Annotated in this window: 25 protein-coding genes; 10 read left to right on the top strand and 15 right to left on the bottom strand. The window is 67.4% G+C overall.

What is annotated here, in order from left to right:
* Positions 1 to 11: 11 nt before the first annotated feature.
* From D6T63_RS14065 to D6T63_RS14045, 5 genes are read right to left on the bottom strand one after another with little or no spacing between them, the layout of a single operon-like run.
* A complete protein-coding gene (locus D6T63_RS14065; protein ID WP_120149680.1) occupies positions 12 to 734 on the bottom strand; it encodes an SDR family NAD(P)-dependent oxidoreductase in 723 nt (240 codons plus the stop codon).
* The gene (locus D6T63_RS14060; RefSeq protein ID WP_120149679.1) at positions 731 to 1,495 is read right to left on the bottom strand and encodes an SDR family NAD(P)-dependent oxidoreductase; all 765 of its coding nucleotides are present in this window, start codon (positions 1,493 to 1,495) and stop codon (positions 731 to 733) included. The genes D6T63_RS14065 and D6T63_RS14060 overlap by 4 nt, the downstream gene beginning before the upstream one ends.
* Positions 1,482 to 2,870 carry an MFS transporter gene (locus D6T63_RS14055; RefSeq protein ID WP_120149678.1) on the bottom strand — a complete coding sequence of 463 codons (1,389 nt, stop codon included), beginning with the start codon at positions 2,868 to 2,870 and terminating at the stop codon, positions 1,482 to 1,484. Before D6T63_RS14055 ends, D6T63_RS14060 begins: the two co-directional genes overlap by 14 nt.
* On the bottom strand, positions 2,870 to 3,757 hold the full coding sequence (locus tag D6T63_RS14050) for a polysaccharide deacetylase family protein (RefSeq protein ID WP_120149677.1): 888 nt from the start codon (positions 3,755 to 3,757) through the stop codon (positions 2,870 to 2,872). The genes D6T63_RS14055 and D6T63_RS14050 overlap by 1 nt, the downstream gene beginning before the upstream one ends.
* 43 nt (positions 3,758 to 3,800) lie before the next feature.
* Entirely contained in the window at positions 3,801 to 4,826 is a 1,026-nt protein-coding gene (locus D6T63_RS14045; protein WP_120149735.1) for an asparaginase, read from the bottom strand.
* Positions 4,827 to 5,050: 224 nt separating this feature from the next.
* On the opposite strand from D6T63_RS14045, the gene D6T63_RS14040 reads away from it, so the two are divergent.
* Positions 5,051 to 6,115, top strand: coding sequence for a LacI family DNA-binding transcriptional regulator (locus tag D6T63_RS14040; RefSeq protein WP_120149676.1), 1,065 nt, complete (start codon positions 5,051 to 5,053; stop codon positions 6,113 to 6,115).
* 9 nt (positions 6,116 to 6,124) lie between these two features.
* Here the strand turns inward: D6T63_RS14040 and D6T63_RS14035 are convergent, their stop codons facing one another.
* Genes D6T63_RS14035 through pxpA form a run of 5 tightly spaced genes read right to left on the bottom strand, consistent with a single transcriptional unit; the run spans position 6,125 to position 10,361 of the window.
* Positions 6,125 to 7,090, bottom strand: coding sequence for a 5-oxoprolinase subunit C family protein (locus tag D6T63_RS14035; protein WP_120149675.1), 966 nt, complete (start codon positions 7,088 to 7,090; stop codon positions 6,125 to 6,127).
* On the bottom strand, positions 7,080 to 7,982 hold the full coding sequence (locus D6T63_RS14030; RefSeq protein ID WP_120149674.1) for a 5-oxoprolinase subunit B family protein: 903 nt from the start codon (positions 7,980 to 7,982) through the stop codon (positions 7,080 to 7,082). Before D6T63_RS14030 ends, D6T63_RS14035 begins: the two co-directional genes overlap by 11 nt.
* The gene (locus tag D6T63_RS14025; protein WP_120149673.1) at positions 7,979 to 9,334 is read right to left on the bottom strand and encodes an acetyl-CoA carboxylase biotin carboxylase subunit; all 1,356 of its coding nucleotides are present in this window, start codon (positions 9,332 to 9,334) and stop codon (positions 7,979 to 7,981) included. The genes D6T63_RS14030 and D6T63_RS14025 overlap by 4 nt, the downstream gene beginning before the upstream one ends.
* A 2-nt stretch (positions 9,335 to 9,336) precedes the next feature.
* The gene (locus D6T63_RS14020; RefSeq protein ID WP_120149672.1) at positions 9,337 to 9,576 is read right to left on the bottom strand and encodes an acetyl-CoA carboxylase; all 240 of its coding nucleotides are present in this window, start codon (positions 9,574 to 9,576) and stop codon (positions 9,337 to 9,339) included.
* A 41-nt stretch (positions 9,577 to 9,617) separates the two neighbouring features.
* Complete coding sequence (gene pxpA / locus D6T63_RS14015) at positions 9,618 to 10,361, bottom strand: 5-oxoprolinase subunit PxpA (protein ID WP_235830764.1); 744 nt, start codon at positions 10,359 to 10,361, stop codon at positions 9,618 to 9,620.
* Between the two features lie 93 nt (positions 10,362 to 10,454).
* Here pxpA and D6T63_RS14010 point away from each other — a divergent pair, with 93 nt between their 5' ends.
* A complete protein-coding gene (locus D6T63_RS14010; protein ID WP_120149671.1) occupies positions 10,455 to 11,954 on the top strand; it encodes a PucR family transcriptional regulator in 1,500 nt (499 codons plus the stop codon).
* A 299-nt stretch (positions 11,955 to 12,253) separates the two neighbouring features.
* Here D6T63_RS14010 and D6T63_RS14005 read toward each other — a convergent pair whose 3' ends face one another.
* Complete coding sequence (locus tag D6T63_RS14005) at positions 12,254 to 13,162, bottom strand: pullulanase X25 domain-containing protein (protein ID WP_120149670.1); 909 nt, start codon at positions 13,160 to 13,162, stop codon at positions 12,254 to 12,256.
* A gap of 427 nt (positions 13,163 to 13,589) precedes the next feature.
* Here D6T63_RS14005 and D6T63_RS14000 point away from each other — a divergent pair, with 427 nt between their 5' ends.
* On the top strand, positions 13,590 to 14,030 hold the full coding sequence (locus D6T63_RS14000) for a DoxX family protein (RefSeq protein WP_120149669.1): 441 nt from the start codon (positions 13,590 to 13,592) through the stop codon (positions 14,028 to 14,030).
* 113 nt (positions 14,031 to 14,143) lie between these two features.
* Positions 14,144 to 15,013 (top strand): Rieske 2Fe-2S domain-containing protein, encoded by an 870-nt coding sequence (locus tag D6T63_RS13995; protein WP_120149668.1) that lies wholly within the window; start codon positions 14,144 to 14,146, stop codon positions 15,011 to 15,013.
* 124 nt (positions 15,014 to 15,137) lie between these two features.
* On the opposite strand, the gene D6T63_RS13990 is transcribed toward D6T63_RS13995, so the two are convergent.
* Positions 15,138 to 15,461, bottom strand: a complete 324-nt coding sequence (locus D6T63_RS13990; RefSeq protein ID WP_120149667.1) for an NIPSNAP family protein — start codon at positions 15,459 to 15,461, stop codon at positions 15,138 to 15,140.
* A 118-nt stretch (positions 15,462 to 15,579) separates the two neighbouring features.
* Positions 15,580 to 16,368: a nitrilase-related carbon-nitrogen hydrolase gene (locus D6T63_RS13985; RefSeq protein WP_235830763.1), complete on the bottom strand. Its 789-nt coding sequence runs from the start codon at positions 16,366 to 16,368 to the stop codon at positions 15,580 to 15,582.
* 145 nt (positions 16,369 to 16,513) lie between these two features.
* On the opposite strand from D6T63_RS13985, the gene D6T63_RS19280 reads away from it, so the two are divergent.
* From D6T63_RS19280 to D6T63_RS20030, 4 genes are all read left to right on the top strand, one after another.
* Complete coding sequence (locus tag D6T63_RS19280; RefSeq protein WP_182977017.1) at positions 16,514 to 16,687, top strand: hypothetical protein; 174 nt, start codon at positions 16,514 to 16,516, stop codon at positions 16,685 to 16,687.
* Complete coding sequence (locus D6T63_RS13980) at positions 16,684 to 18,171, top strand: purine-cytosine permease family protein (RefSeq protein WP_120149665.1); 1,488 nt, start codon at positions 16,684 to 16,686, stop codon at positions 18,169 to 18,171. Before D6T63_RS19280 ends, D6T63_RS13980 begins: the two co-directional genes overlap by 4 nt.
* Positions 18,168 to 19,265 (top strand): alcohol dehydrogenase catalytic domain-containing protein, encoded by a 1,098-nt coding sequence (locus D6T63_RS13975; RefSeq protein ID WP_120149664.1) that lies wholly within the window; start codon positions 18,168 to 18,170, stop codon positions 19,263 to 19,265. The genes D6T63_RS13980 and D6T63_RS13975 overlap by 4 nt, the downstream gene beginning before the upstream one ends.
* A 119-nt stretch (positions 19,266 to 19,384) precedes the next feature.
* A complete protein-coding gene (locus tag D6T63_RS20030) occupies positions 19,385 to 19,510 on the top strand; it encodes a hypothetical protein (RefSeq protein WP_268878027.1) in 126 nt (41 codons plus the stop codon).
* Positions 19,511 to 19,528: 18 nt separating this feature from the next.
* On the opposite strand, the gene D6T63_RS13970 is transcribed toward D6T63_RS20030, so the two are convergent.
* Positions 19,529 to 20,899, bottom strand: a complete 1,371-nt coding sequence (locus D6T63_RS13970; protein WP_120149663.1) for an ammonium transporter — start codon at positions 20,897 to 20,899, stop codon at positions 19,529 to 19,531.
* Positions 20,900 to 21,023: 124 nt separating this feature from the next.
* A complete protein-coding gene (locus D6T63_RS13965) occupies positions 21,024 to 21,752 on the bottom strand; it encodes a TetR/AcrR family transcriptional regulator (protein WP_120149662.1) in 729 nt (242 codons plus the stop codon).
* Positions 21,753 to 21,946: 194 nt separating this feature from the next.
* Here D6T63_RS13965 and glnT point away from each other — a divergent pair, with 194 nt between their 5' ends.
* Positions 21,947 to 23,308, top strand: coding sequence for a type III glutamate--ammonia ligase (glnT, locus tag D6T63_RS13960; RefSeq protein ID WP_120149661.1), 1,362 nt, complete (start codon positions 21,947 to 21,949; stop codon positions 23,306 to 23,308).
* 5 nt (positions 23,309 to 23,313) lie between these two features.
* Positions 23,314 to 24,309 (top strand): alpha/beta fold hydrolase, encoded by a 996-nt coding sequence (locus D6T63_RS13955; protein WP_120149660.1) that lies wholly within the window; start codon positions 23,314 to 23,316, stop codon positions 24,307 to 24,309.
* Positions 24,310 to 24,408: the final 99 nt, after the last annotated feature.

The following is a 24,408-nucleotide window of genomic DNA, read 5'->3' as shown; positions in this document are numbered from 1 at the left end:
GGGAGCGCCCGTCACGGCATCACATCGCCCGAGTTGGGCCCGAGGGTCTGCCCCACGAACAGGTTGCCGCCGGGATCGCTCGCGAGGAGGAGCGCCGTGGGTGCTACCTCCGCGGGCACCCCGAAACGACGCAGCGGCAACTCCGCACGCTTCGCGACCTTCCAGTCCTCGGAGATCCCGTCGACGAGCGGCGTCTCGATGGGACCGGGTGCGATGCAGTTGGCCAGCACGTTGTCGGCCGAGACTTCGAGCGCAAGCGCCTTGGTCATCCCGATCACGCCGGCCTTCGCGGCGGTGTAGTGGCCGAGGCCCACGCCGCCCTTGATACCCAGCTGCGAGGAGATATTGATGATCCGCCCCCAGCGCTGCTCCCGCATCGGGCCGATCACTTCCCTGCAGCAGAGGAAGATTCCCGTGAGGTCGACGGCGATGGTCTCGCTCCAGAGCGCGAGGGACATGTCCTCGAGCCGCGATTCCGTGAGCAGGCCGGCGCTGTTGACCAGGACGTCGATGGTTCCGGTGCGCTCCCGGACCGCTGCGAAGGCGGTCCGGACGCTTTCCTCGCTGGCGACGTCGACCTCGATGATGCCGGACCCGGGCGTCCGGTCCAGCACCACCACGGTGTCACCCTGGGCGGAGAACCCCTCGGCGATGGCCGCACCGATTCCGCTGGCTCCTCCCGTGACGACGACGGTGCGAGGGCCGCCGATGCCGCGCGCGCCGCCCGGAGTCATGCGCGCATCTTGATGGTCAGGCCGCCGTCCACGATGAGGGACTGCCCCGTGACGTACCGGGAGGCATCCGAGGTGAGGAAACCGATCACGTCGGCAACCTCCTCCGGCCGGCCCACACGACCCCACGGGATATCCTTCCCCGCCCGCTCGAGGCCCTCGGGCCCCAGGGAGTTGACGGGGTCCAGCGACTGCGGTGTCTCGATCAGGCCGGGAATCACCGCGTTGGCCCGGATCTGTCGCGGCCCGAGTTCCGAGGCGACGCTACGGACGAGTCCGAGGACACCGGACTTCGCCGCCGCATAGTGCGCGTGCTCCTCCCAGCCGTAGACGCCGCCGGCTATCGAGGAGACGGCTACCAGGGCGCCGGGACCGTCCATCCGTTGCGAGGCGGAGCGCAGCGTCCGCAGGACTCCCGTCAGGTCGACGTCGAGCATGGCGGTCCAGAGGTCGTCCGTCAGCTCGTTCAGCGGTGCATTGCGGAGGATTCCCGCATTGGCGATCGCGTAGTCGAGCCGGCCGTACTCCTCCAGTGCGCGCTGCGCGAAGGCATCGACGGAGGACGAGGAGCGGACGTCCACTTCCTGGATGACGGCCTCACCTCCCGCGGCCCGCACGCCGGACAGGGTCTCCTCCGGGTCGTGCGGGTCGCCGGGGAAAGTCCCGATGACGGTCTTCACGTTCCTGCCGGCATAGTGGACGGCGAGCGCGCGGCCGATTCCGCTGGCCGCTCCCGTCACGATCGCGACCTCAGACTGCGGCATGGGGTTCCTCGAGAGCCACCGCCGCGACGGGGCGTGCGGCGATCATCAGGACTCCCGAGAGCAGGGTGCCCAGGGCGCCCACCCACAGTGCGGCTGCACCGGTACCGGCGGCAGCGGCGATGATCGTGAACAGCGCGCCGCCGATGATGGTGCCCGGCTGGCTCATGGCTCCGATGAAGGCGAGGCCCGTGGCCCGGCAGCTCACGGGGTAGCACTCGGCCATGAAGTACTGGATGGCCGCGTACGGGCCGACCAGGAAGAACAGGCCGGTGCCGTAGGTGAGGATGATCAGGAACGGGCTCGAGACGAGGGGGCTCAGCATCACGGCGAAGGACAGTCCCGAGATGATCCACCCGACGATGATGGTCCTCTTGCGTCCCACCTTGTCGCCGATCCACCCGTGGAAGACGTAGCCGAAGTAGGCCAGGAGGTTGATGACGATCAGCATCCAGAACGCATCGGAGAGCTGGACGCCCTTGGCGTTCGCGAGGACCGAGGTGCCGAGGACGCTGAAGATCGCGATGCCGAAGAAGTTGAGGATCCAGGCGAGGGAGAAGACGATCGTGTTGCGGCGGAACTCGCCTTCCCAGATGCGCTTGAGCGGCGACGTCGAGGAGTGCTCGACGCCGTAGGCGGCTGCGAGTGCGTGGGCTTCGTCGCTCTTGCCGCCCTTCTCCAGTTGGGTGAGGCGCTGGTGCAGCTCGAACTGCGGGGTCTCCTTCAGCTTCTTGCTGATGAGCAGCACGATGATGATGGCCGGGATGGTGGCCATGAGGTACAGGGCGCGCCAGCCGAGGAGCGGCAGGAACACGAGGGCGAGGGCACTTGCCAGGAGGAAGCCCAGCGGCCAGCCGCCCTGGATGAATGAGTAGTGGAAGCCCGGGCGCTTGCGCTTCCGTTCGTCCTCCGTGACCTGGTAGACCTCGTTCATGTAGGTCGCGTTGACGGCCTGCTCGGAGAAGCCCAGCCCGCCGAAGGACCGCACGAAGACGAGGAGCGAGTTGCTGATGACGCCGAGGCCCGCGGGAATGAAGGCGGTGACGCCCGAGACGACGGCGGTGCCGCCGACGGTGAGCATCATCCCCTTCTTGCGGCCGAGGCGGTCGATCACCGGTCCGATACCGAAGCAGACGATGGCGGTACCGACGGCGATCCAGGTGTTGACCGCGTAGGCCTCCGGTGCGGTCCAGCCGAATTCCTCCTGCATGGCCGGCAGCAGGGTGCCGAACAGTCCGTAGTCGAAGACCGCCACGGTCCAGGCGAGCAGGGCGAGGACGGTCGCCGTGCTGGTCTTCTTCTTCGAGAACACCGGGAAGTTGCGTTGCTCGTTACTCGTCGGTGTCGACAGGTCGACACCCGCCTCTTTGATGGACATCAGTTGGTTTCCTTTCGGGGACTACGCGCCAGGAACGAGTCGGCGATCTGGTCGAAGGTGTGCCAGGTGACACCTTCGTGTGAGTTGAAGTGCTGGATCAGGCGCTCGAGCATGAGCAGTACCTGTGGTCTGCCCGAGACGTCCGGGTGGATGGTCATGGTGAAGACGGCGGAATCCATCTCGGCGTAGACCCAGTCGAACTGGTCCCGCCACATCTGCTCGATGTCCCGCGGATTGACGAAGCCGTGCGAGTTCGGGGAGGCCTTGATGAACATCATGGGCGGCAGGTCGTCGAGGTACCAGTTCGCGGGGATCTCCACGAGATCCGTCTCCTGGCCGCGAACGAGGGGCTTCATCCAGGCCTCGGCGGGTTTGGTGTAGTCGATCTTCGTCCAGCTGTCCCCGACCCTCACGTAGTAGGGCTCGAAGTCGTTGTGCATGAGTGAGTGGTCGTACTTGATGCCTCGCTCGAGGAGGATCTCGTTGGTGATGGGCGAGAACTCCCACCACGGGGCCACATAGCCCGTGGGCCGGCGGCCGGACACCTTCTCGATGAGCTCGATCGACCTGTCGAGGATCGCCGTCTCCTGCTCGCGGGTCATGGCGATCGGGTTCTCGTGGGAATAGCCGTGGACGCCGATCTCATGACCGGCGTCGACGATCATCCTCGTGAGATCGGGGAAGGTCTCGAGCGAGTGCCCCGGGACGAACCAGGTCGACGGCAGTGAGTACTTCTCGAACAGGCGCAGGATCCGTGGACCTCCCACGTCCCCGCTGAAGAGCCCTCGGGAGATGTCACACGGGGAATCCTCTCCGCCGTACGAGCCGAGCATTCCGGCAACTGCGTCGACGTCGACGCCGAAGGCGATCTGGATGTCCTTCGTCATGGGTCAGCCTTTCCATAGTGGGGTGGGGAGGGTTCGGGGCAGGTCATGGTGGCCCGGACGGGTCGCCGGTGAGGCGACCGCGGCGGAGCACGTGGTGGGCTATGTCTTCCGGTGGGAGTTCGAGGGCGAGCAGCGCGTGGAGCAGGGTCCGCGCCTGGGACGGGCGGAGCAGTCCGGACGGGATCGCGCCGGCGTCCTCGAGCGTCCTGCCGCCCCCCGCTCCGTACACGCCACGCACGGGCCCGGCGTGGACACGGGTGCTCGTGACGACGACGACGCCGTCGCGCACCGCCTTGCGCACTGCCTCGCACAGTTCGGCGTTCGCATTGCCCAGCCCGGTGGCTTCGAGGACGATGCCCCGCGCTCCGGCGGCCAGCGCCGCCGAGAAGAGGGCTGCATCAGCACCGGGGTAGCAAGCGACGATGTCCACGCGGGTGGACGCCCCGCTCGGAGGCGTCCCCAGCGGGGCCGGACGTGCGGGGGCCGGTTCCAGTGCTGTGACGCCGGCGGTCGACACCGATCCGACCGCTCCACGATCAGGATTGCCGAACGCGCGCAGCCTGGTCGTCTGGGTCTTCCTGGTGCCGGGGACGGTATGCACCTCTCCGTCGAACACGATGAGCGCGCCCCTGCCCCTGGCATCGGGTGACACCGCGAGCGCGATCGCGGCACGAAGGTTCGAGGGGCCGTCCGGGTCGGTGCTATCGGCTGCGTTCTGCGCTCCGGTGAACACGACCGGTCGGGGGTCGTCATGGAGGAGATCCACGAGGTAGGCCGTCTCCTCCATCGTGTCCGTCCCGTGCGTGACGACGACGCCGAGCGTGGTCGTCGATGCGAGGGCCGCCTGGATGGCCCGGCGTACGGCCAGCATGTCGTCGAAGGTGAGCAGGTACGAGCCCTTCTGCATCAGGTCCACGACCTCCACGGCGATGTCGCTCAGCCCTGCCGATGCGAGCACGGCACTTCCCGCGTCGGCGGCTACGGTGGCACCCGCCGTGGAGTCCGTGCGGGAGGCGATCGTGCCGCCGGTGGCGAGCAGTGTGACCTGTCCGGTTGTCGTCGTCCCCATGCGCATTGCCTCCTACCCAATCGTTTGGGTTGCCGTGGGGACCCCATCCCGCGAAGGGAACGTAACCGGGATTCTGCAAGGCGAACCAGGAGAGTGCCTTACGCAACCCAATCGTTTGGGTTGCGTGAGAAAAACCATAGGATGTGACCTGGGTCTCGTCAATGGATCCTGCGAGATTTCACGCGGCTGAAACAATTTTGCTGCGGACAGGGGGAGGGGACAGCATGAAAGCACCTGGCAAAGGGCGCCCGGCAGTCACGCTGAAGGACCTCGCCGCGGAGTTGGGGATCCACGTCTCCACCGTTTCCCGGGTGCTGCATTCCGACACGGACGTGGCACGGGGAGCCGCGTCGAAGGAGACCGCACGCCGTGTGCGTGAACTGGCGGAATTCCGCGGCTACTCTCCTGATCCCCATGCGACGAGCCTCCGGACACGCCGTACGCGGGCCATCGGCGTCATCGTGCCCAGGCTCTCCGACATCGTCCTGGCCACCATGTACGAGGGTGTGGAGGAGGCTGCCGCGGAGAGCAACCACTCCACGTTCGTGATGAACTCACACGACGACCTCGACGAGCAGCGGCGCAAGGCCGAGATCATGCTGGCACGGCGGGTCGACGGCCTGATCCTCGGGGACGTGCACGCGGGCAGCAGCCTCGTCGACGATCTGACGGCCCGCCACGTGCCCTTCGTCCTCATGAACCGCCGGTACTCCGGATTCCCCTCCTCCACGTGCGACGACACAACCGGGGGGCGCCTGGTGGCCGACCACCTGTGGGCCGTGGGACACCGGTCGGTGGCCATCATCGCGGGTGAGCTCTACGCGAGCACGGGCGTGGATCGGACGGCGGCCTTCATCGAGCGCTGGCGTGCGCTCGGGGGAGAGGTTCCGCCGCACCGGATCCTGCCGTCACGCTTCGACACCGAGGGTGGTCGGCAGGCAGGCGAGGAACTCGTCCGCGGCACAGGCGGCGTCCCGACCGCCGTGTTCGCCGTCAACGACTTCGCGGCCATCGGAGCCATGGGTGCCTTCCGGGCAGCCGGCCTCGTGGTCGGCCAGGACGTCGCCGTCGTGGGCTTCAACGACACGTCACTGGCTGCGCAACTTCCCATCCCCCTGACGTCGGTGCGCTCGCCCATGGTCGAGATCGGGCGCACAGCGGTCGCGATGCTCCGGCGCGTGATGAACGGCGAGGATGTCGAGTCGGTGCGTCATCCGCCCGAGTTGATCGTGCGCGAGAGCAGTGAGGGCGTCGGTGTCACGGCGGCCCGCAGTGCGCACGCCGGCTGAGCGCCGATCTCATTCCCACACCGACCGCCGGATTCTCGCCGCGTCGGCGCGTGCGGTGAGCGCCTGCTCCATGGTCACCGGCTCGAAATGGGTCACGGTACCCGGTGCGCTGCGGGCGACGACGTCCATGTCCGCGCTGATGACCGTCGCCACCATGGCGTAACCGCCGCCGGAGACCGCGTCGCGGTGCAGCACGATGGGCTCCTTGCCGCCGGGAACCTGGATGGACCCGATCGCGTACCCGGCGTCCACGATGTTCGACGGATCGGACCCGGCGCCGAAGGGCTGCGTGCGCGGCTTCCACTCGATGTCGGGCCCGGAGTAGCGCAGACCGGTCCGGTCGGCCACGGGAGTCAGTTTCCACGAGGCGGTCACCAGCGTCTCCATACCCTCCGCCGTGAGGCGGTGGTCGTACAGCCCCGGCATGATGCGCACCGACACCTCCCGCGCATAGGCGGGTCGCAGTTCGTCCGGGATCGAGTCCAGCCTGCGGGAGGCCGACGTCGGCGCTGGACCCACCGGGACGACGTCGCCGGCCTTGAGCGTCCGGCCCTGGAATCCCCCGAGTGCGCCGAGTGCATAGGTGCTACGGCTTCCCAGGACGAGCGGCACGTCGATGCCGCCCTGGACCGCGATGTAGTAGCGCGTCCCGCCGGACAGCATGCCGAAGGACACCTCGTCCCCGGCCGTGAGGGACAGCCGCGTCCACTGGTCCGCCGTCGTGCCGTTGACCCGCACCTCGACGGGCGCACCGGTGACGGCGATGACGGCGTCGGCGTCGGTCGTGAACTTCGGCCCGAGGTACGCGCACTCCAGCACCGCGTCCGTGGCCGCATTGCCGGCGAGGGCGTTCGCCATGGAGGCGGAGAGCTGGTCCATCGCACCGCCCTGCGGGATGCCTACGTTGTAGTAGCCGAGCCGTCCTTGGTCCTGGACCGAGGTGGCGAGGCCGGGTTCGAGGATGCTAAAGGCCATTGAGCGTCTCCATGATGTCCCGGTTGTGGGCGGTCGGGTCGGCCAGGGCCTTCTGCAGGTCGAAGGTGACCGGAGCCTGGCGGTAGGTGAACGTGCCGGCGTCGACCTCGGCCTGGATGGCCTTGTACTCGTCCTCGTCGATGGGCTTGAACTTCACGATGTCCCCGGGTTTGAAGAAGATCATGAAGTCCGAGAAGTCGGCGAGTTTCTGGGCCGGGTCGAAGATCGGTGCGGCGGCGATGCCGAACATCTGGTACCCGCCGGCGCCCCGTACCGAGTAGATGCAGGCAAAGCATCCTCCGTGCCCCACGGTCAGCGGTGGTGTGTCCGTCCGCGGGCTCAGGTACTTCGGCACCTCGAGCTGCTCCTCCTGCGGAACGATCTGGAACATGAAGGGCAGCCCTGCGACGAAGCCGACCATGGACACCAGCCAGGGGGACTCGTGATGCCGGCGGATGAACTCCTGGGGTGATGCCAGCCCGTTCTCCTCGGCCGCGAAATCCAGATCGGTTCCCTCCGGGCGCTGGTGGCCCTTGCGGAAGCGGGCGCCGGTCTCGCGGGTGTAGGGGTCGTCATACCAGACGGGGATCTCGATGATGCGGGTTTCCAGTGTCTGCTCGTTCAGCTGGGCCACCTCCTCCTCGGCCTCGCGCACGAGGGCCTCCAGCTGATCGGGTGGAACCACATCGGGGTCGAAGCGCACCAGGAGGGATGCGTTCGCGGGGCAGATGTCGGTGACGCCGTCGATGGCCTGCGCCGAGAGCCTGGTGGCCATGGCGTTCGCGGTGAAGTTGGCGGTGAGGCTCATGCTCTCGGCGATCTCGACGAAGAGGAATTCGTCGCCGCCCCAGGTGTAGCGGGCGGGGGCTGGTGTCTGGGTCGACTGGCTCATGCGTCAGCTCCGAGGAGATCGGGGGTGGATTCGATGAATTTGGAGTGGTGCGTGACGTCCCGCACCTCCGGCCGGCGGAGGACTGTCGAGAGCAGCGCGAGGGTGGTCTTCACACCCTCGATCCTCACCTCGTCCAGTGCACGTGCCGAGCGCTCGATGGCTTCCGGGCGGCTCTGGTCCCACACCACCAGCTTGGCGAGCAGCGAGTCGTAGAACGGGGCGACGGCGGATCCCGCGACCACGCCGGAGTCGACCCGCACTCCGGGGCCACCCGGCCAGTCGAGGCGCGCCAGGGTGCCGGGGCTCGGCATGAAGCCCTGCGACGGGTCCTCGGCGTTGATGCGGAATTCGAAGGCGTGGCCGCGGAACGCGATGTCCTCCTGCTGCAGCCGGAGCTTGCCGGTGGAGGCCACGAGCAGTTGCTCACGCACCAGGTCGAGGCCTGTGACCATCTCCGTCACGGGATGCTCCACCTGGAGCCGGGTGTTCATCTCGATGAACGCGGCCTGTTCCCGCTCCGGGTCGTAGAGGAACTCGATGGTGCCGAGTCCGGAGTAGCCGCACTGGCGTCCGAGTTCCATGGACGAGGCCCAGATGGTCTGTCGGACGGCGTCGGGAAGCCGTGGAGCGGGGGCTTCCTCGATGATCTTCTGCTGGCGGCGCTGCAGCGAGCAGTCCCGGTCGCCGAGGTGGATCACCCGTTCGCCGTCGCCGAGAATCTGTACCTCCACGTGCCGCGCGCGGTGCACGAACTGCTCGAGGTAGACGGCGGGATCGCCGAAGGCGGCCTGGGCTTCCGCCCGGGCGACGTCGATGGTCTGGAGGAGGTCCGACTCGTCGGTGACCAGGCGGATGCCCCGCCCTCCACCGCCTGCAGAAGCCTTGACCACCAACGGGTACCCGATGGCTCGGGCCAGCGGGATGGCGTCGGCCTCGGGGTCCAGTGCGCCGTCGCTTCCCGGGAGCGTGGGGACGCCTGCATCCTGTGCGGCCTGGCGGGCCCTGGACTTGTTGCCCATCAGCTCGATGGCGTCGGGGGAGGGGCCCACCCAGGTGATGCCCGCGGCGACGACCGAGCGGGCGAAACGGGCATTCTCCGAGAGGAAGCCGTATCCGGGATGGAGTGCGTCGCATGCGGAGGCGTCTGCGGCGGCGAGCACCGCGGCCCCATCGAGATAGCTCTTCGCGGCCGGGGCTGGGCCCACGACGCGCACCTCGTCGGCGAGGGAGGCCGCGTAGGATCCGGCGTCGGGCTCGCTCGCGACGAGGACCGTCTCCATTCCCAGTTCCCGTGCCGCACGGATGATCCGTACCGCGATCTCGCCGCGGTTGGCGATGAGCAGCCGTTCCATGGTCAGCCCTCCGTGACCGTGGCGATCACGTCGCCGGGATTCACCGTTCCGGAGTCCTCGACGGCGAAGCTCGTCAGCGTGCCGGAGACGTCGCTGCGGATCTCGGAGAACTGCTTCATGATCTCCACGACGCCGATGGTCTGGCCGGCCTCGATGGGATCACCTTCGTTGGCATACGGGTCCTTGTCCGGACCGGGCTTGCGGTAGAAGATGCCTGGCAGTGGGGAGACGATGTCGGCCACGGGGGTCCTTTCGGGAGGGCGGTGAGGAGGATGGGCGTGGATCAGGGTGCACCGAGGGCGGAGCGTACTGCTGCCGCCACCTCGGGTGAGTTGGGGGCGTCCGAGTGGACGCAGACGCTGTCGAACGGAATGGTGAGGAGTGTCCCGTCGGAGGCTTCGACGTGTCCGTCCGCCAGGGCACGGGCCACCCGCCGTCCCGCTGCTGCCGGATCGGTCGGTTCGGGGCGGCGCTGGATGAGGAGTTCGCCCGCCGGACCGTAGTTGAGGTCCACGTAGAGTTCGGCGACGAAGGGCACGCCCAGCTCCTCGCACACGCTCTGGTGCGCCGTACCGGCGATGCCGTAGACGGGGACGCCGAACAGCCGTGCCACCCTGGCCGCACTCCTCATCAGCTCTGCATCACGGGCCAGCATCCCGTACAGGGATCCGTGGGGCTTGATGTGGTTGAGGCTGGCCCCGGCCCGCTTCAGGAACGCGGTCAGTGCTCCGACCTGGTAGAGGATCAGGTGTTCGACCTCCTGCGGCGTCAGCTTCATCTCGCGTCGTCCGAAACCCACGAGGTCGGGGAGGCCGGGGTGGGCGCCGATCAGCACGCCCTTCTCATGGGCGGCAGCGACGGTGTCGGCCATCGTGTCAGGGTCGCCCGAGTGGAAGCCGCAGGCCACGTTGATGGCATCCACGGTGTCCAGGAGTGCGAGGTCGTTGCCGAAGGAGTGGAGCCCGAGGGACTCGCCCATGTCCGAGTTGATGGTCGGCGTCCCGCGCCGGTCTGTGACGTGCGTCATGCGTCCACCCTAATGAGCGATCCGTGACCTATATAGTGGGCCCCTGCCCTTGTTTCCCGGCCTCGACAGGGCATCCGCACATAGGAGAATCCCATGATCGTCGCCGATCTGCTGGCAGCCGACACCCTGCAGCTGCGCCTCCACACGCCGTCGTCGGCCGACCGGCTCGGCTGGGACATCAGCTGGTGCGCACCCGCCGAGACCATCGATCCGACCCCCTTCCTCAGCGACAACGTCCTGCTCCTGACCAACGGGATCGGGCTGAACATCGAGGACCAGAGGACGTGGACCGCGTACGTCGAGCGGCTCGTCCGGGTGCGGGTGGCCGCCATCGCCTTCGGAACCGGGACGGCGCACCGGCTCATCCCGCCCGGACTGGTGCGGGCAGCTTCGGCCCTCGATGTGCCGCTGCTCGAGATACCGCGGTCGGTGCCGTTCCTGCAGGTCCACAGGCACGTGACCAACGTCCTGCAGGTGGAGCGCTACACGGCGATCAACCGCTCCTGGGAGCTGGCCCAGGAGTGCGCCCAACTCGCCGCATCAGGGTCCCACCTGCAGGTCATCCTCGACGCCGCCGCCCAGACGGTCGAGGGTGACCTCGCTATCGTCGACGCGGCAGGAGCGGTCATCGCACGATCGCCGGCTGCAGCGACCTGGTCCGAATCAGACCTCGCCGACGTCCCCGTGGAAGCCGGTCACGGCAGCATCCCCTTGCCGATGGGGACGGGTGATTCGTTCCAGCTGATCGTGCGGAACGCGGTATCCGACCACCCGGCGTCGACCCTGCTCGCTCCAGCCGCGTCCATCATCGCGGTGCAGCTCCAGACGGCCCTGCACACCACCACGCACAAGGAACGCGAGCTCGAGGTGCTGCTGGACCAGGTCCCCGACTGGGCGGGGGTGGCCCTCGAGGAATTTACCGCATCCTTCCGGGCGACGGGGCTCGACGTACATGGGCCTACGCTCGTGCTCGCCGCCACCACGGGCCGCAGGAACCTCGCCAATGCGTGGCGCATCCGCCTGCTGCTGCAGGCCCGGTTCGGGGATGTCCGGGTCCAGCTGCGCTCGGGAATCCTCTATGCCTTCGCCCAGGGGCCGCTCGACGGCGTCGGTCCGGACCGCGCGGCGGAGCAGTTCCTCACCGCATGCGTGCGGGATCTTCCGGATCAGGCCCTCGTGGTCAAGGGACCCTGCCACACCATCGACGAGCTGCGCCTCGGCATCCACCAGGCGGGCACCATGGTCGGCACCGTCCGGAAGCCCCAGCGGGCACCCGACCTGGGGATACGCGCCCTGATCGCCTCTACCGCGTCGTCCGGCGCCAGGGTCGCGGCGCACAAGCTGCTGGCGCCGGTGATCGCCTACGACGAGGTGCACTCCATCGACCTGGTCCGGACGCTGGAGGCCTTCCTCGGTAACGATGCCCAGCCGGGGCGGACCGCTGCATCCCTCTTCATCCACCGCAATACGCTGGCCCAACGGCTGGCGAAGCTGGAGGGACTCCTGCACCTCTCGCTCACGTCCCTCGAGGGGCAGGCGACCTGCCTCATGGCGCTGCAGATCCTGCGCTCGCAGGCTTCGCCGGCCCTGTGATGCGGGCCTGGTTCCGGGACCCGCCTGAGGGACCTGTGGACCCCGGAGCTGTCGCGCCGACTTTGGTGGCCGCACCTGTCGGCGGTCCCGCCCGCGGCCGGAAGCCCGGTGATCCGGGACCAGCCCACTTTCGAGTGCGACTGAGTGGGCATGTTCGAACATGCCCACTCAGTCGCAGCCGATAGTGGGACCGACCGTCATCGAGCCCGCGATGCGACTCCGGCAGGTGGCAGGGAACGACGACGGCCCCGCCGGCTGCCGGTCAGGACAGGAGGCGGGGCCGGGGATCGGGACGGGACCTAGGAGGTCGTGATGTCCTTTGTTGCGTAGTCGAACCGGACGGTGACAGCGGTATCCAAAAGCAGGTGCAGCTCGTGGTTGGCGCCGTCGCGCACGCCGTAGCGGCCGTAGTTCTCGTCCCAGGAGTTGTTGACCAGGATCTTGAACTGGTAGGTCCCCGCAGGCATCTGCAGGGTCTGCTTCCAGCTGTTGTCACCGGCGTCGTAGGAGAGCTGGAGTTCGCGCAGGTCGGTGGACCAGTGCCCGGCCTCACCGAACAGCGGATCGAAGTCACCGGACAGGGCGACGGACTGCGGCTGGTCGTGCCACGCGTCGGCGGTCGCGGCAGCATCCGTCGTGTCATCGGATGCAGCGTCGGGTGTTCCGTCGGTCGCGCCGAGGGACATCTCGTCGGGTGTTTCGTCCGACGCCGCATCCGTCTCGGACGTGACCTCGAGGGTCGGCGTGACATCCGGGGGAGTCGGGTCCTCCGCCGGGATGGCCTGGGCCTCCTCGCCGAGCTGCTCGGGTGCCAGCGGTGCGTGTGCGGGGGCCTCGACCGGCTGGTCGGGCACGGGTGCGCCGCTGATCATGGCGTTGACGAACTGGTCGGGATCGGTGAAGGCGCGGACGGCGCGCACTCCCTCTTCCGTGGCTGCCCAGCCGTTGCGGCTCTTCAGGAGCCAGCCTGCCTTGACGAGTCTCGACGTCGCCGTGGTGAGGGCCTTGTACCCGCGGGGAACGCCGCCGGCGAGGAGCTCGGCTTCCTTGTCGTCGAAGGGAACTTCCGCCACGGCCTGGGACATCAGTTCACCGGGTGCGACGGCGGTGCCGGACTCCTGGTGATCGGCGAGCAGTGCGAGGGTGGTGCGGAGGCGGACATTGGTGCGGTTGCGGGCGGTGATAACGGTCTCCTTCGTGGGCTTCATACGGCGCTCCGCCGTCCAGCATGCTCGAGCGGGCGTACGCCTGGTGGATCACTCCCCGGGGCGGGTCCTACCCTCGTAGGGCTACGGGTGCACAGGCTGGAACGGCGGCATTCTGATTTTATCGAAGGGTTCGGCCCGATGCCGCCAGACTTCACCGCATGACGGAACCTGGCGCCGAAAAAAATGGACGCGGAACGGTGCGGTGGCAGCAGTGGTCGATCGTGGCATGGTGCATTCCCCCTGGAACGACGGCCCCCGGTGGCGCCGCGTACCAGCCGACCGTAGTCCGGTCAGCTGGTGCAACAGTAGGAGAACACTGGAGTTCTGTCCCCCCGATCGGATACCCGAGTTTTCGGGGGGACTACCTGATCGTGAAACTTGTTCGTGCACGGCAGGACACCACGGACACGGTGCTAGGCTCCGCCGGATGACGTCTCCTGCGCGCACCTCCCTGGCCCGCATCGTCGCGCGCGTGGTGCTCGGAGCCTTCCTCCTCGTCGCCGGCACCGCCCATCTGACGGTCGCGCGAGCCGAATTCGCTGCACAGGTTCCTGCCTGGCTGCCGCTGGACAGCGACGTCGTGGTGGTCGCCTCCGGCGTCGTCGAGCTGGTGCTCGGCGCAGCGCTGGTATTCCTCGGCCGGTACCGCGTCCAGGTGGGCTGGGTGGTCGCCGCGTTCTTCGTCGCGATCTTCCCGGGCAACATCGCCCAGTACGTCGACGGCGTCAGCGCCTTCGGACTCGATACCGACGGCGTTCGCCTCACCCGTCTCTTCTTCCAGCCGGTCCTGGTCGTATGGGCGCTGTGGTCGACAGGCGCATGGCGGGACCGGGCGGCGCTGCGGGAACGGACGGCGCTGCGGAGCTAGAGCAAGAGGGCTGGGGTCCGCGCAGGAGACCGACCACCAGCACTGATTCGTCAGTATGCTTCGGACAACAGCCGGTGGCGCCTGCCGCCTCATCTGCGACTTCGGGAGAACCCATGAAGACCTTGCGTCCACTGCAGACCATCGAGAAGCTCGAGAATGCTGCCGCGCTCGACCCGATCGCCAACAAGGCCCGCGATATCGTCCAAGCCGTCATCAGGCCCGGAGCCCTCCGCGACATCCTGCATGGCGTACCCATCGGACACCCGCTGCATCCCCTGATGATCCTCGTCCCGACGGGCACCTGGTTCTCCGCGGCGATCCTCGACGCGATTCCAGGCTCGAAGAAGGCATCGGCGATCCTCATCGGCACCGGTGTGGCGAGTGCCGCCCCCACGGCCCTGGCCGGCTGGACCGACTGGTCCGAGGGTCAGCAGCAGCAGTTGCGCGTCGGGATCGTCCACGCCTCCGCGAACATCATCGCCGTCGTCCTGTACTCGCTGTCGCTCATCCAGCGCCTGCGCGGCAAGTCCGGCAAACTGCTCTCCTATACGGGACTCGTCGTCGTCTCCGCCGGTGGCTTCCTCGGCGGCCACATGTCCTACCGGCAGGCGCTCGGCGCCAACCACAACGAGGACGTCCCGCACCGGGTGGCGGCGGGCTGGCACTCGATCGGTGCGCTCGCCGACCTGCCCGACGGCAAGCTCGAGAAGAGGGTGCTGGGTGAGGTGCCGCTCGTCGTCTTCCGGCAGGGCAGCGAGGTCTCCGTGCTCTCGAATACCTGCAGCCACCTGTCCGGTCCGCTGAATGAAGGCGAGATCACCTACAAGGACGGCAATCCGTGCGTCGTGTGCCCCTGGCACCAGAGCGGCTTCTCGCTGAAGACCGGTGAGGTGGTGCAGGGGCCTGCGACGTCGCCGCAGCACTCCTTCCTCACGCGCGTCGTGGCCGGCACGGTCGAGGTCTCGCTGCCCAACGCGGGTTGATCTGGACTCCGGAGGTTCCGACAGGACGCCGCAGCGCTTCCACCATCGAACAGCAGGAGGGCCCGGCATCTCAGATGCCAGGCCCTCTCTCGCGGGCGCTACCTTGCCTGCCCTCTCGCGGGCGCTACTTCGCCTCGGCGAGCGGATAGAGGTCGGTTGCCTCGAGCAGCACGGCCTCGATTTTCGCCGTCAGGGAGCCCTCCGTCTCGGACGCCGCCTTCGTATCGATCCAGCGCTGATCCGTACCGAAGGCCGCCCAGTTCGCCTTCGGGTCGCCGTCGTGCTCGAGGAGGTAGATGAGGACCTCCGGGCTGCCGACCGGCGTCCAGTAGCCGAGGCTCTTCATGTTGTGCTCGATGAACAGGTTGATGGTGTGGTCGCGGAACCGTGCCATGAGCGCGTCCATCTTGCCGGGGGTGGCGGTGTAGGTGCGGAGTTCGGAGGTCATGAAGGGCTCCCGTGTGGTCGGAGGGCTGTAGTGGTTACGCCAAGCATAGGAGGAACGACTGCAGGCAAGAGTTCAAGGAAGGACGCATGAACTCCGCAAGGGCAGCGGGGCTGGAAGGCTAGGCGAAGAGGCCCGGGCGACGGCAGGTCAGATAGGTGTTCAGCTCCCGGGCGCGAACGACCTCCGCCTGGTCCACGTCGGCGAACAGAAGCTCCTCGCCGTAACCCGCCAGCCCGAGGAACGTCCCGTAGGGGCTGGCGATGGCGCTCATCCCCGTGAAATCCGGGGCCGTGTGGTTCGCGTACGCGATGTAGACGCCGTTCTCGAGGGCCCGGGCCGGCACCAGGATCGTCGAGATGCGCTCGGCGTTGTAGGTGTGCTCGGGTGCCAGACCCCCGACGTCGCCCGTTGCCGGTACCGCCGTCGGAATGAGGAGTACGTCCGCGCCACGCTGCGCCGAATTCCGCGCGAATTCCGGGAATTCGATGTCGTAGCAGATGGCGAGCGCGACGGTCAGGCCCAGTAGGGGAACAAGCTCCGGGATGTCGTTCCCCGGGGTGAAGGCTGCTTGTTCCTCCGCCCCGAAGAGGTGCGCCTTCCGGTACCGGGTCAGCTCCGTTCCCTGCCGATCGAAGAGCGAGGCGCTGATGTACCGACCGTCCGCGGCGTCGTCGACCGTCGACCCGACCAGCGCGATACCGTGCCGTCGCGCGATGTCCGAGAGTTCGGCTCGGATTCCCGGCCCGTCGGACCCGGCTACCAGCGCAGGAGCGTAGCCCGTGGCGAAGAGTTCGGGCGTCACGAGGATCTCCGCACCGTGGTCCGCCACGCGCGCGGCATAGGCGTCGAGGCGGCGCAGGTTCTCGTCCACGTCGTCGACCACGCCGAGGGCCTGCAATACAGCCAAACCGGGCACTTCTACTCCCATCAGCGCGGTCGTGAACGCTCAATTTCCGGCGCAGTTTCCATGTGCGCCAATGCATTGACAGCCCACATGATAGACACAACCATGTATCCAAGCCGAGCGGAATTCGAGAATCGGAGAACGCACCATGGATTCAACTGACGCAACAACGGCATCCGATCTGCACCGGAGGCTGGAGGAGATTTCCGCTCACGAGCACGGCGATCCGTCCCGGGCTCCGCTCTCGGCCCGGGACCTCACGCTGTTCACCCTCGTGAGCCTGGGGATCACCCTGCTCGGGTTCCTGGTGCTTGTGCTATGAGCACGGAGGGGAAGCGTCGGAACAGCGCGAAGGCCGGTGACAGGGCCGACGCGAAGGCCGACGGCGAGAGCGTCGGAGCGCTCGGTTCGCTGCCTCTGCTCCGCGGGGAACGGATATGGAACGGATCCGACTTCACCGGCGTCAACATCAGCCTCGCCATCGCCACCTGGGCGTTCCTCGTCGGCGGGTCCACGGCGCTGCTCGTCGGATTCCAGCAGGGCGTCGCCGCCATGGTCATCGGCAACGCGATCGGCCTCGGGTTCATGATCCTGGCCAGCGTCGTCGCCAGCCAGCGCTACGGCGTCGAGCAGTACACCATCCTCCGACCGGTGTTCGGGCTGGTCGGCGTGGGAATTCTCGTCTTCACTGTCATCCTGATCACCGAGATGGGCTGGTCCTCCCTGCTGGCCATCATGGTGGGCAGGGCCGTCACCCAGGTCTCGAATTCCGCCGTCGGTACCGACTTCGGACCGGAAAGCCTCATGGTGACGTTCTTCGCCCTCGTCGCGATCGCCGTCTCCTGGTGGATCCTCTCCCGCGGACCCGTGACCATCGGGCGGTTCAACAAGTTCATCGCGCCGGGCCTGATCGTCGTGACCGTGTTCCTCATGGTCTTTCTCGTCCTCAACACGTCGTGGAACACCCTGCTCACCGCCGCACCGCTCGCCCCCTTCGAGGACGACCGCCTCAACTTCGCCCTCGCCGTCGAGTTCAATGTCGGCGTCGGGGTGTCCTGGTACCCGGTCATGGGGTCCCTTGCCCGGCTGACCAAGACACCCAGGGCCGCGCTGTGGCCCTCCTATGGTGGGCTGCTCGTGGCCACGCTGATCGCGCAGATCGTCGGGATGGCCGCCGCCCTGACGTTGGGCGATTCGGACCCGACCGTCTGGATGCTGCCCTTCGGCGGGCCGATCCTCGGCGCCTTCATCCTGCTGTTCATCGCGTTCGCAAACATCACCAGCACGTCCTCGATCGTCTACTCCACGGTGCTCGCTATCCGGCAGGCGAGCGGCAACCTGCTCTCGCGGGTCCGGTGGGCGTGGCTGTGCGCGGCGTTCTTCGTCCTGCCCTCCATCCTCGCGTTCTTCCCCGGCTTCATGTACACGCGGTTCATGACCTTCGTGACCCTCAGTGGCGCCTTCCTGGCTCCGATGTGCGGAGCGATCATCGCCGACTACTTCGTGCTCCGCCGCCAACGTGTCGCCCTCGAGGACCTGTACCGCCACCGCAACGAGAGCGCGTACCACTTCCACGGCGGCGTCAACCTGGCCGGGCTCGGTGCCGTTGCCGCCGGCGCCATCTTCTACCTGGTGATCTACAACCCGGTCACCCTCACGGCGCAGCCGATCTTCGGCTACATCACGGCGTCCTTCCCCTCGGCGATCGTCGGCGCGGTGGTCTACTACGTCCTCGCGCGCGTCCTCTACGTCCGTCGCGGTGTCGGCGGATACGGTCCTGTCGAGAAGGTCGAGCGGCGCGCATGAGCCGCCCCTCGCGGGCTGCCATCCACCGGATTGGTTCGCGAAGCCTCGAGCTGACGACCGTCGAGGTGGCCGATCCCGGGCCGGGAACCGTCCTCGTCCGCATGGGTGCGTCCGGCGTGTGCGGGTCGGACCGCCACGTGCTCGACGGCGACTGGACGCTGCCCTCGCCCACGGTGATGGGGCACGAGGGGGCGGGCACGGTCGAGGCGATCGGCGACGGCGTCATCGACGTCCAGGTGGGCGATCACGTCATCCTGTCCTGGTTCTACCCGTGCCGGCGCTGCACCGCCTGCCTCTCGGGGAAGTCCTACGTGTGCACGGGCAGCCGGTCCGAGGAGTGCCTGCTGCCCGACGGCAGCACCCCGCTCACGCTCGGCGGCGACCCCGTGTTCCCCTACCTCACCGTCGGCTCGATGAGCGAGTACGCCGTCGTGCCCGAGGCCGGTGCCATCCGCATCCCGAAGGAGGTCCCGTTCGACGTCGCGAGCCTCATCGGGTGCTCCGTCGCGACGGGCTTCGGGGCCGTGGTGAACGACGCCGGTGTGGAGGCGGGCACATCCGCCGTCGTCGTCGGGACCGGGGGAGTGGGACTCTCCATCATCCTGGCGCTGCGGTTGGTGGGAGCGCACCCGATCATCGCCGTCGACCTCAGCGAGGACAAGCTCGCGGCGGCCAAGGACTTCGGGGCTACCCACATGCTCGTGCCGTCGGCGAACCTCGCCGAGGAGGTCCGCGACCTCACGGGCGGCGGTGCCGCCTACGCGTTCGAGGCGATCGGGCGTGTCCAGACCATCGAGTCCCTGCCATCGCTGATCGCGGCCGGAGGCAAGGCCGTCATCGTCGGGTTGCCGCCAGAGGACAGTCCCGTCTCCATCGACGCGCTGGCGTTGGCGGAGAGTGGCAAGTCGCTCATCGGCTCGAACTACGGCTCCACGGTGCCCGGTCGGGACTTCCCGCGGCTGGCCGAGCTGTATCTCGCGGGGAGGTTGCCCGTCGACCGGCTCATCTCGGACCGCATCGGCCTCGACGAGGTCAATGAGGCCTTCGATGCGATGCGTCGGGGTGAGCGCGCCCGCAGTGTCATCGTGTTCTAGAGCGGGCAGGAACGACGGCGGTGGTTACCGACGGCCCGGCCGGCACCAGGAACCGCGGTATGGATAAGCCGTCTCATCAGGGGAATCGTGCCGTACGCCATTGAAGCTACCGCCGAGCCTTGGGTCAGCACGCAAAAGTCATCCCGCGCCTGGTAGGTGAAGAAGTAGAGGTGCTCGGGATCTACGAGCACCTCGCCGTGCTCTTCGTCGTGATCATCGCTTACCTCGGGGCGCTGGTGCCCTGACCAGCGCCCCGGATCCTGCTACAGGTGGCTCTGCGGCTGGACCTCTTCCTCGACGTCGGACTCGACAGGCGCCTCCGCCTCGAGGTGGTGCAGCTGCTCGGCGTGGCCGCGAGGGGAGTGGGCCTTGTCCGAGCCGTTCTCGTAGGCGTTCTCGGCGTGGAGTGCGATGTCGAGCCCGCGTGCTTCGACGGCCTCCGGGACCCGGATGCCCATGGTCCTGTCCAGGACCTTCGCGAGGACCCAGGTCACGGTGAAGGTGTAGGTCAGTACCGCGAGGATCGCCACTGCCTGCCGGCCCAGGAGGTCGAAGCCGCCGCCGTAGAGCAGGCCTGTCGCTCCACTCGGAGCCTCCGGTGTGGAGATGAGGCCGATCAGCAGTCCGCCCACGACACCGCCGATGAAGTGCAGGGCGGTGACATCCAGCGCGTCATCGAAGCCCAGCTTGTACTTGAGGGACACGGCGAAGTAGCAGACGGCACCGGCCGCGGCACCGATGGCCAGCGCGCCGAGCGGAGTAACGGCGCCGCACGACGGCGTGATCGCGACCAGCGCGGCGATGGCACCGGAGGAGGCGCCGAGGGTGGTCGGGTGTCCGTCGCGTAGGCGCTCGACCAGGAGCCAGACGCAGACACCGGCGCAGGTGGCGGCAACCGTGTTGAAGACGGCGACTGCCGCGTTGTTGTCAGCCGCGCCGAGGCCGCTGCCGTCGAAGCCGATCCACCCGGTGAACAGGAGCCCTACGCCCAGCAGTGTGAAGGGCAGATTGTGTGCCTTCGGCTGGACGGGCCACGTACGCCGCTTGCCCAGGACGAGCGCCAGTGCGAGGGCGGCGACACCCGAGTTGACGTGGATGGCGGTGCTTCCGGCGTAGTCGATGGCGCCGAGGGTGTTGGCGATCCAGCCACCCTGTACTGCTCCGTCGGCCGAGTCGAAGGCGAAAACCCAGTGCGCCACCGGGAAGTACACGAGGGTGGCCCAGACGCCTGCGAAGACGAGCCAGGCGCTGAACTTCATGCGGTCGGCAGCGGCACCGGCGACGATGCCTGCGGTGAGGCCGGCGAACATCAGGTGCAGGGCGGCCAGTGCGAGGGGTGGCAGGGCTGCATCGGCCGGGGCTGTGAGCAGCTGCCCGAGGCCCGCGTATTCGAGCGGGTTGCCCAGCAGTCCCAGCCCGCCGATCGAGTTGCCGAAGACCGCCGAGTAGCCGAAGGCCACCCAGAGGACCCCGACGACGCAGAAGGCACCGAGCACCATGAGCATCATGTTCATAGTGGTTCTGCGGCTCACCATCCCTCCGTAGAAGAGGGCGAGCCCCGGAAGCATCAGCGCGACGGCGATGACGGCGGTCAGCACCCACGCCGTGTTGCCCGCGATTGCAGCAGTGTCCATTCGAATCTCCATGACGGCTAGAAGCAGGCACTCCGCGAAAGTCGCGGGTAGCAGCGTTTCGATACGCTATCTAAATGCTTGGTGCGAGCCTTTTCTATGCCATATCGATATCGTTACGGGCGCATTAACTCTCGGCCGGGCTGTTGACTCGCGCCAGGCCTCCTGTCGGACCGGTTGCCAGGGCGGCTGCCTCGGGACGGACGCCGGGAAGGCCGTCCGGAGTAAGGAGGAGCGAGGCGAGGGTCGTGTCGGCACTCAGGGTGGAGACGTCGTCGGCCGTGTACGTGCGCAAGCCGGGGAGCGGCTGGCGGTAGTGCCGCTGGAGGCCCTCGTTGAGGCTGAGGGCGGCGGTCGCTGCCGCTTCGGGGTCAACGTCCCGCAGCTCTCCGGAATCGAGGCCCTGCCGGATGATCGAGGTAACGAGTCGGTGCAGTTCGCCGTAGTCCTCGAAGAAGGGGCCGAAGTTCTGGGGCTGCGAGCGGGCGACGCGTTCGAACTCGTAGAAGTCCAGGGGCGATGCGCACAGCTGGACGGCGTCCGCGTGCAGCACCGCGTAGAGCCTCGCTGAGGCAGGGCCCGGTGCCGGTTCGAGTGTCTGCGCCACCTGGAGAGAGGTGCGGTTCTCCTCGAGGAGGGCCTGCAGGATGTGCTCCTTGCGGGCGAACCAGTAGTAGACCGACGACTGCCGGAGCCCGGCGCTGCGGGCGATCTCACTCATCGTCGTCTCTGCATACCCCTTGGCGACGAACAGCGCCGTCGCCTCCCGGATGATTTCCTGGCGCGGGGACCCGTCAGCCGAGCCGCTCAGGCGTGGCCGACCTGCCGTGGCTCCCGCCGTTTTCGCTGATTCCATGTCCTGCTCCTTGTGTGATCCCGCTCGAAGCCTAGCGGTGAAGCGTGCTCCAAAAACGCCGTTCCACTGCACGCCGGGGCGGGATTTACGCCCCGGAAACAATATCGACACTGTATCGAAACTGCATGCCACAAGACTTTCTATAGGTTATCGAAACAGCGGTCGAGAGCCGCGGAACCGAACAGGAGATCGACATGAGTGTGACAACAGCAGAAGCAGCCGTCGAGACCGTCCAGCGCAAGCTCCAGGAGGCGGGCGTCAAGTATGCGATGTCGAGCTTCGTGGACCTGCACGGCAACATCAAGACGAAGTTCGTACCCCTGTCCCACCTGCCGCAGATGGCCGCCGGTTCGGAACTCTTCACCGGGGCGGCGCTCGACGGGCTGCCCCAGGACATCAGCGATGAAGAGCTTTCTGCCCGGCCGGACCTCGACAGCGCCGTACAGCTGCCCTGGCGCAAGGAGGTCGCGTACTTCTCCAGCGATCTCTACCACGAGGGCAAGCCGTTCGAGGCAGCGTCGCGGAACATCCTCAAGCGCCAGTTGGAGGCCGCCAAGGAGCTCGGGTTCACCTTCAACCTCGGGATCGAGACCGAGTTCTTCGTCCTCAAAGACACCCCCGAAGGGCCCGTCGAGGTCAGTGACCGGGACAACCTGAGCAAGCCCTGCTACACGGCTCCTGCGGCACTCGACAACTTCGACTGGCTCACCGAAATGGTCGAGGCCATGAACGAGATGGGTTGGGGCGTCTACTCCTTCGATCATGAGGACGCCCAGGGGCAGTTCGAGATCGACTTCAAGTACGCCGACGCGCTCACTATGGCCGACCGCGCCGTCTTCTTCCGCCTCATGGCCAACGAGATGGTCCGCAAGCACGGCTACTTCGCCACCTTCATGCCGAAGCCCTTCGCGGACCGTAGCGGATCCGGCGCACACTTCAACATGTCCCTCGCGGACATCGACACGGGCGAGAACCTCTTCGAGACGGACAGCGATCCCCGCGGCTGCGGCATCTCCGACCTCGGCTACCAGTTCATCGCCGGCGTGCTCAAGCATGCGCCCGCGATCTGCGCCGTCATCGCCCCCACGGTCAACAGCTACAAGCGGCTGGTTCGCAAGGGCAGCATGTCCGGGTCCACCTGGGCGCCGGTCTTCGTCAGCTACGGCAACAACAACCGCACGAACATGATCCGCGTGCCCCTCGCGGGAGGCCGGGTCGAGTGCCGGGCGGCAGACATCAGCGGCAACCCCTACCTCGGTGCGGCCATCATCCTCGCCGCCGGTCTCCAAGGCATCCGCGAGAACCTCGACCCGGGCGAGCCTCACACCGAGAACATGTACAACTACACCGAGGCGGAGATCATCTCCAACGGTCTCGGCCTGCTGCCCCGCACTCTGGGGGAGGCCATCGAGGAGTTCGCGGCTGACAGCCTTTCCCGCGAGGTGTTCGGCGAGAAGATGTACAACGCGTACATCGACTACAAGAGCCAGGAATGGGACGAGTACCAGGCGCACGTCTCCGAATGGGAAATAAAGCGCTACCTGAAGTTCTTCTAGCCCTCATGCGCTCCGACTTCGACCTCGGCAGGTTCGGGCTGGTCTCCGGCTCGAGCCTGCCCTCGGCGCAGCTCACCTACGAGACGCACGGCGAGCTCGACGACGAGGGTAGCAATTGCATCCTGCTGCCCTCCTACTACACGGGCACGTCCTCGAGCTATGAACCGTGGATCGGGCCGGGCCGGCTGTTCGACCCGGCGGAATGGTTCATCGTCGCGGTGAACCTCTTCGGGAACGGCGTGTCGACATCGCCCTCGCGGGCCCATCCGGAGATCGCGGGGGCGGCTTTCCCCGACGTCGATATCGCCGACAACGTGATCGCGCAGCACCGACTCCTCACCCACCTCGGGGTGAAGCGGATCCGGCTGATTGCGGGCTGGTCCATGGGCGCGCTGCAGGCCTACGAGTGGGCGGCACGCTACCCGGGCCTGGTGGATGCGATCCTGCCGATCGCCGGAGCAGCACGGTGCTCACCCCATAATTTCGTGTTCCTCGAGGGCGTGAAGGCAGCGCTACTGGCCGACCCGACCTTCCGGCAAGGGCGCTACATCACGCCGCCGGTGCAGGGACTACGCGCGTTCGGCACGGTCTACGCGGGGTGGGCGTATTCGCAGGAGTTCTTCCGCCACGGCACGTACCGCGAGCTCGGGTACGCCTCGGTGGACTCGGTAATCCAGGGCTGGGCCGCCGATCATGAGCAGGAGGACGCGAATGACCTCCTCGCCATGCTCGGTACGTGGCAGCGCGCCGACGTCGGGAAGCATCATCCGGGCGGGTTCGAGGGCGCGATGGGCGATATCACCGCACGAGCAATCGTGATGCCGGGCAGCACCGACCTGTACTTCCCGCAGGCGGACAGCGAGCGGGAGGTGGAGCTACTGCAGGATGGGGAGCTGCGTCCGCTGGTATCCGAGCTGGGTCACATCGCGGGGCGTCCGGGTGTTCGGGAGGCGGAGACGGCGCAGATCCGCAGTGCCGTGCAGGAGCTGCTGAGGAACTAACTGCTAGGTGCGAGTTGACGGCATGTCCCCAATTGACGTCGGCCCTTTCCCTGCTGGTGGCGGTGGCGGACCTCGACAAATCCGTGCTCCCTTCCCGCC

Source organism: Arthrobacter cheniae, assembly GCF_003602275.1.
Classification (GTDB): Bacteria; Actinomycetota; Actinomycetes; order Actinomycetales; family Micrococcaceae; genus Arthrobacter_D; species Arthrobacter_D cheniae.
Note: the sequence above shows the minus strand (reverse complement) of the source record. Positions and strands in the feature narration are given on the sequence as shown.

Excerpts from the sequence above, each read along its gene's own strand:
- D6T63_RS13955 (WP_120149660.1), top strand. The coding sequence starts at position 23,314 with ATGCGCTCCGACTTCGACCTCGGCAGGTTCGGGCTGGTCTCCGGCTCG.
- D6T63_RS14045 (WP_120149735.1), bottom strand. The coding sequence starts at position 4,826 with ATGGGGACGACGACAACCGGACAGGTCACACTGCTCGCCACCGGCGGC.
- D6T63_RS19280 (WP_182977017.1), top strand. The coding sequence starts at position 16,514 with ATGGATTCAACTGACGCAACAACGGCATCCGATCTGCACCGGAGGCTG.
- D6T63_RS14010 (WP_120149671.1), top strand. The coding sequence starts at position 10,455 with ATGATCGTCGCCGATCTGCTGGCAGCCGACACCCTGCAGCTGCGCCTC.
- D6T63_RS14035 (WP_120149675.1), bottom strand. The coding sequence starts at position 7,090 with ATGGCCTTTAGCATCCTCGAACCCGGCCTCGCCACCTCGGTCCAGGAC.
- pxpA (WP_235830764.1), bottom strand. The coding sequence starts at position 10,361 with ATGACGCACGTCACAGACCGGCGCGGGACGCCGACCATCAACTCGGAC.
- D6T63_RS13965 (WP_120149662.1), bottom strand. The coding sequence starts at position 21,752 with ATGGAATCAGCGAAAACGGCGGGAGCCACGGCAGGTCGGCCACGCCTG.
- D6T63_RS13980 (WP_120149665.1), top strand. The coding sequence starts at position 16,684 with ATGAGCACGGAGGGGAAGCGTCGGAACAGCGCGAAGGCCGGTGACAGG.
- D6T63_RS14040 (WP_120149676.1), top strand. The coding sequence starts at position 5,051 with ATGAAAGCACCTGGCAAAGGGCGCCCGGCAGTCACGCTGAAGGACCTC.
- D6T63_RS13990 (WP_120149667.1), bottom strand. The coding sequence starts at position 15,461 with ATGACCTCCGAACTCCGCACCTACACCGCCACCCCCGGCAAGATGGAC.
- D6T63_RS14060 (WP_120149679.1), bottom strand. The coding sequence starts at position 1,495 with ATGCCGCAGTCTGAGGTCGCGATCGTGACGGGAGCGGCCAGCGGAATC.
- glnT (WP_120149661.1), top strand. The coding sequence starts at position 21,947 with ATGAGTGTGACAACAGCAGAAGCAGCCGTCGAGACCGTCCAGCGCAAG.
- D6T63_RS13970 (WP_120149663.1), bottom strand. The coding sequence starts at position 20,899 with ATGGACACTGCTGCAATCGCGGGCAACACGGCGTGGGTGCTGACCGCC.
- D6T63_RS14000 (WP_120149669.1), top strand. The coding sequence starts at position 13,590 with ATGACGTCTCCTGCGCGCACCTCCCTGGCCCGCATCGTCGCGCGCGTG.
- D6T63_RS14005 (WP_120149670.1), bottom strand. The coding sequence starts at position 13,162 with ATGAAGCCCACGAAGGAGACCGTTATCACCGCCCGCAACCGCACCAAT.
- D6T63_RS14025 (WP_120149673.1), bottom strand. The coding sequence starts at position 9,334 with ATGGAACGGCTGCTCATCGCCAACCGCGGCGAGATCGCGGTACGGATC.
- D6T63_RS14055 (WP_120149678.1), bottom strand. The coding sequence starts at position 2,870 with ATGTCCATCAAAGAGGCGGGTGTCGACCTGTCGACACCGACGAGTAAC.
- D6T63_RS13975 (WP_120149664.1), top strand. The coding sequence starts at position 18,168 with ATGAGCCGCCCCTCGCGGGCTGCCATCCACCGGATTGGTTCGCGAAGC.
- D6T63_RS13995 (WP_120149668.1), top strand. The coding sequence starts at position 14,144 with ATGAAGACCTTGCGTCCACTGCAGACCATCGAGAAGCTCGAGAATGCT.
- D6T63_RS14030 (WP_120149674.1), bottom strand. The coding sequence starts at position 7,982 with ATGAGCCAGTCGACCCAGACACCAGCCCCCGCCCGCTACACCTGGGGC.
- D6T63_RS14050 (WP_120149677.1), bottom strand. The coding sequence starts at position 3,757 with ATGACGAAGGACATCCAGATCGCCTTCGGCGTCGACGTCGACGCAGTT.
- D6T63_RS14065 (WP_120149680.1), bottom strand. The coding sequence starts at position 734 with ATGACTCCGGGCGGCGCGCGCGGCATCGGCGGCCCTCGCACCGTCGTC.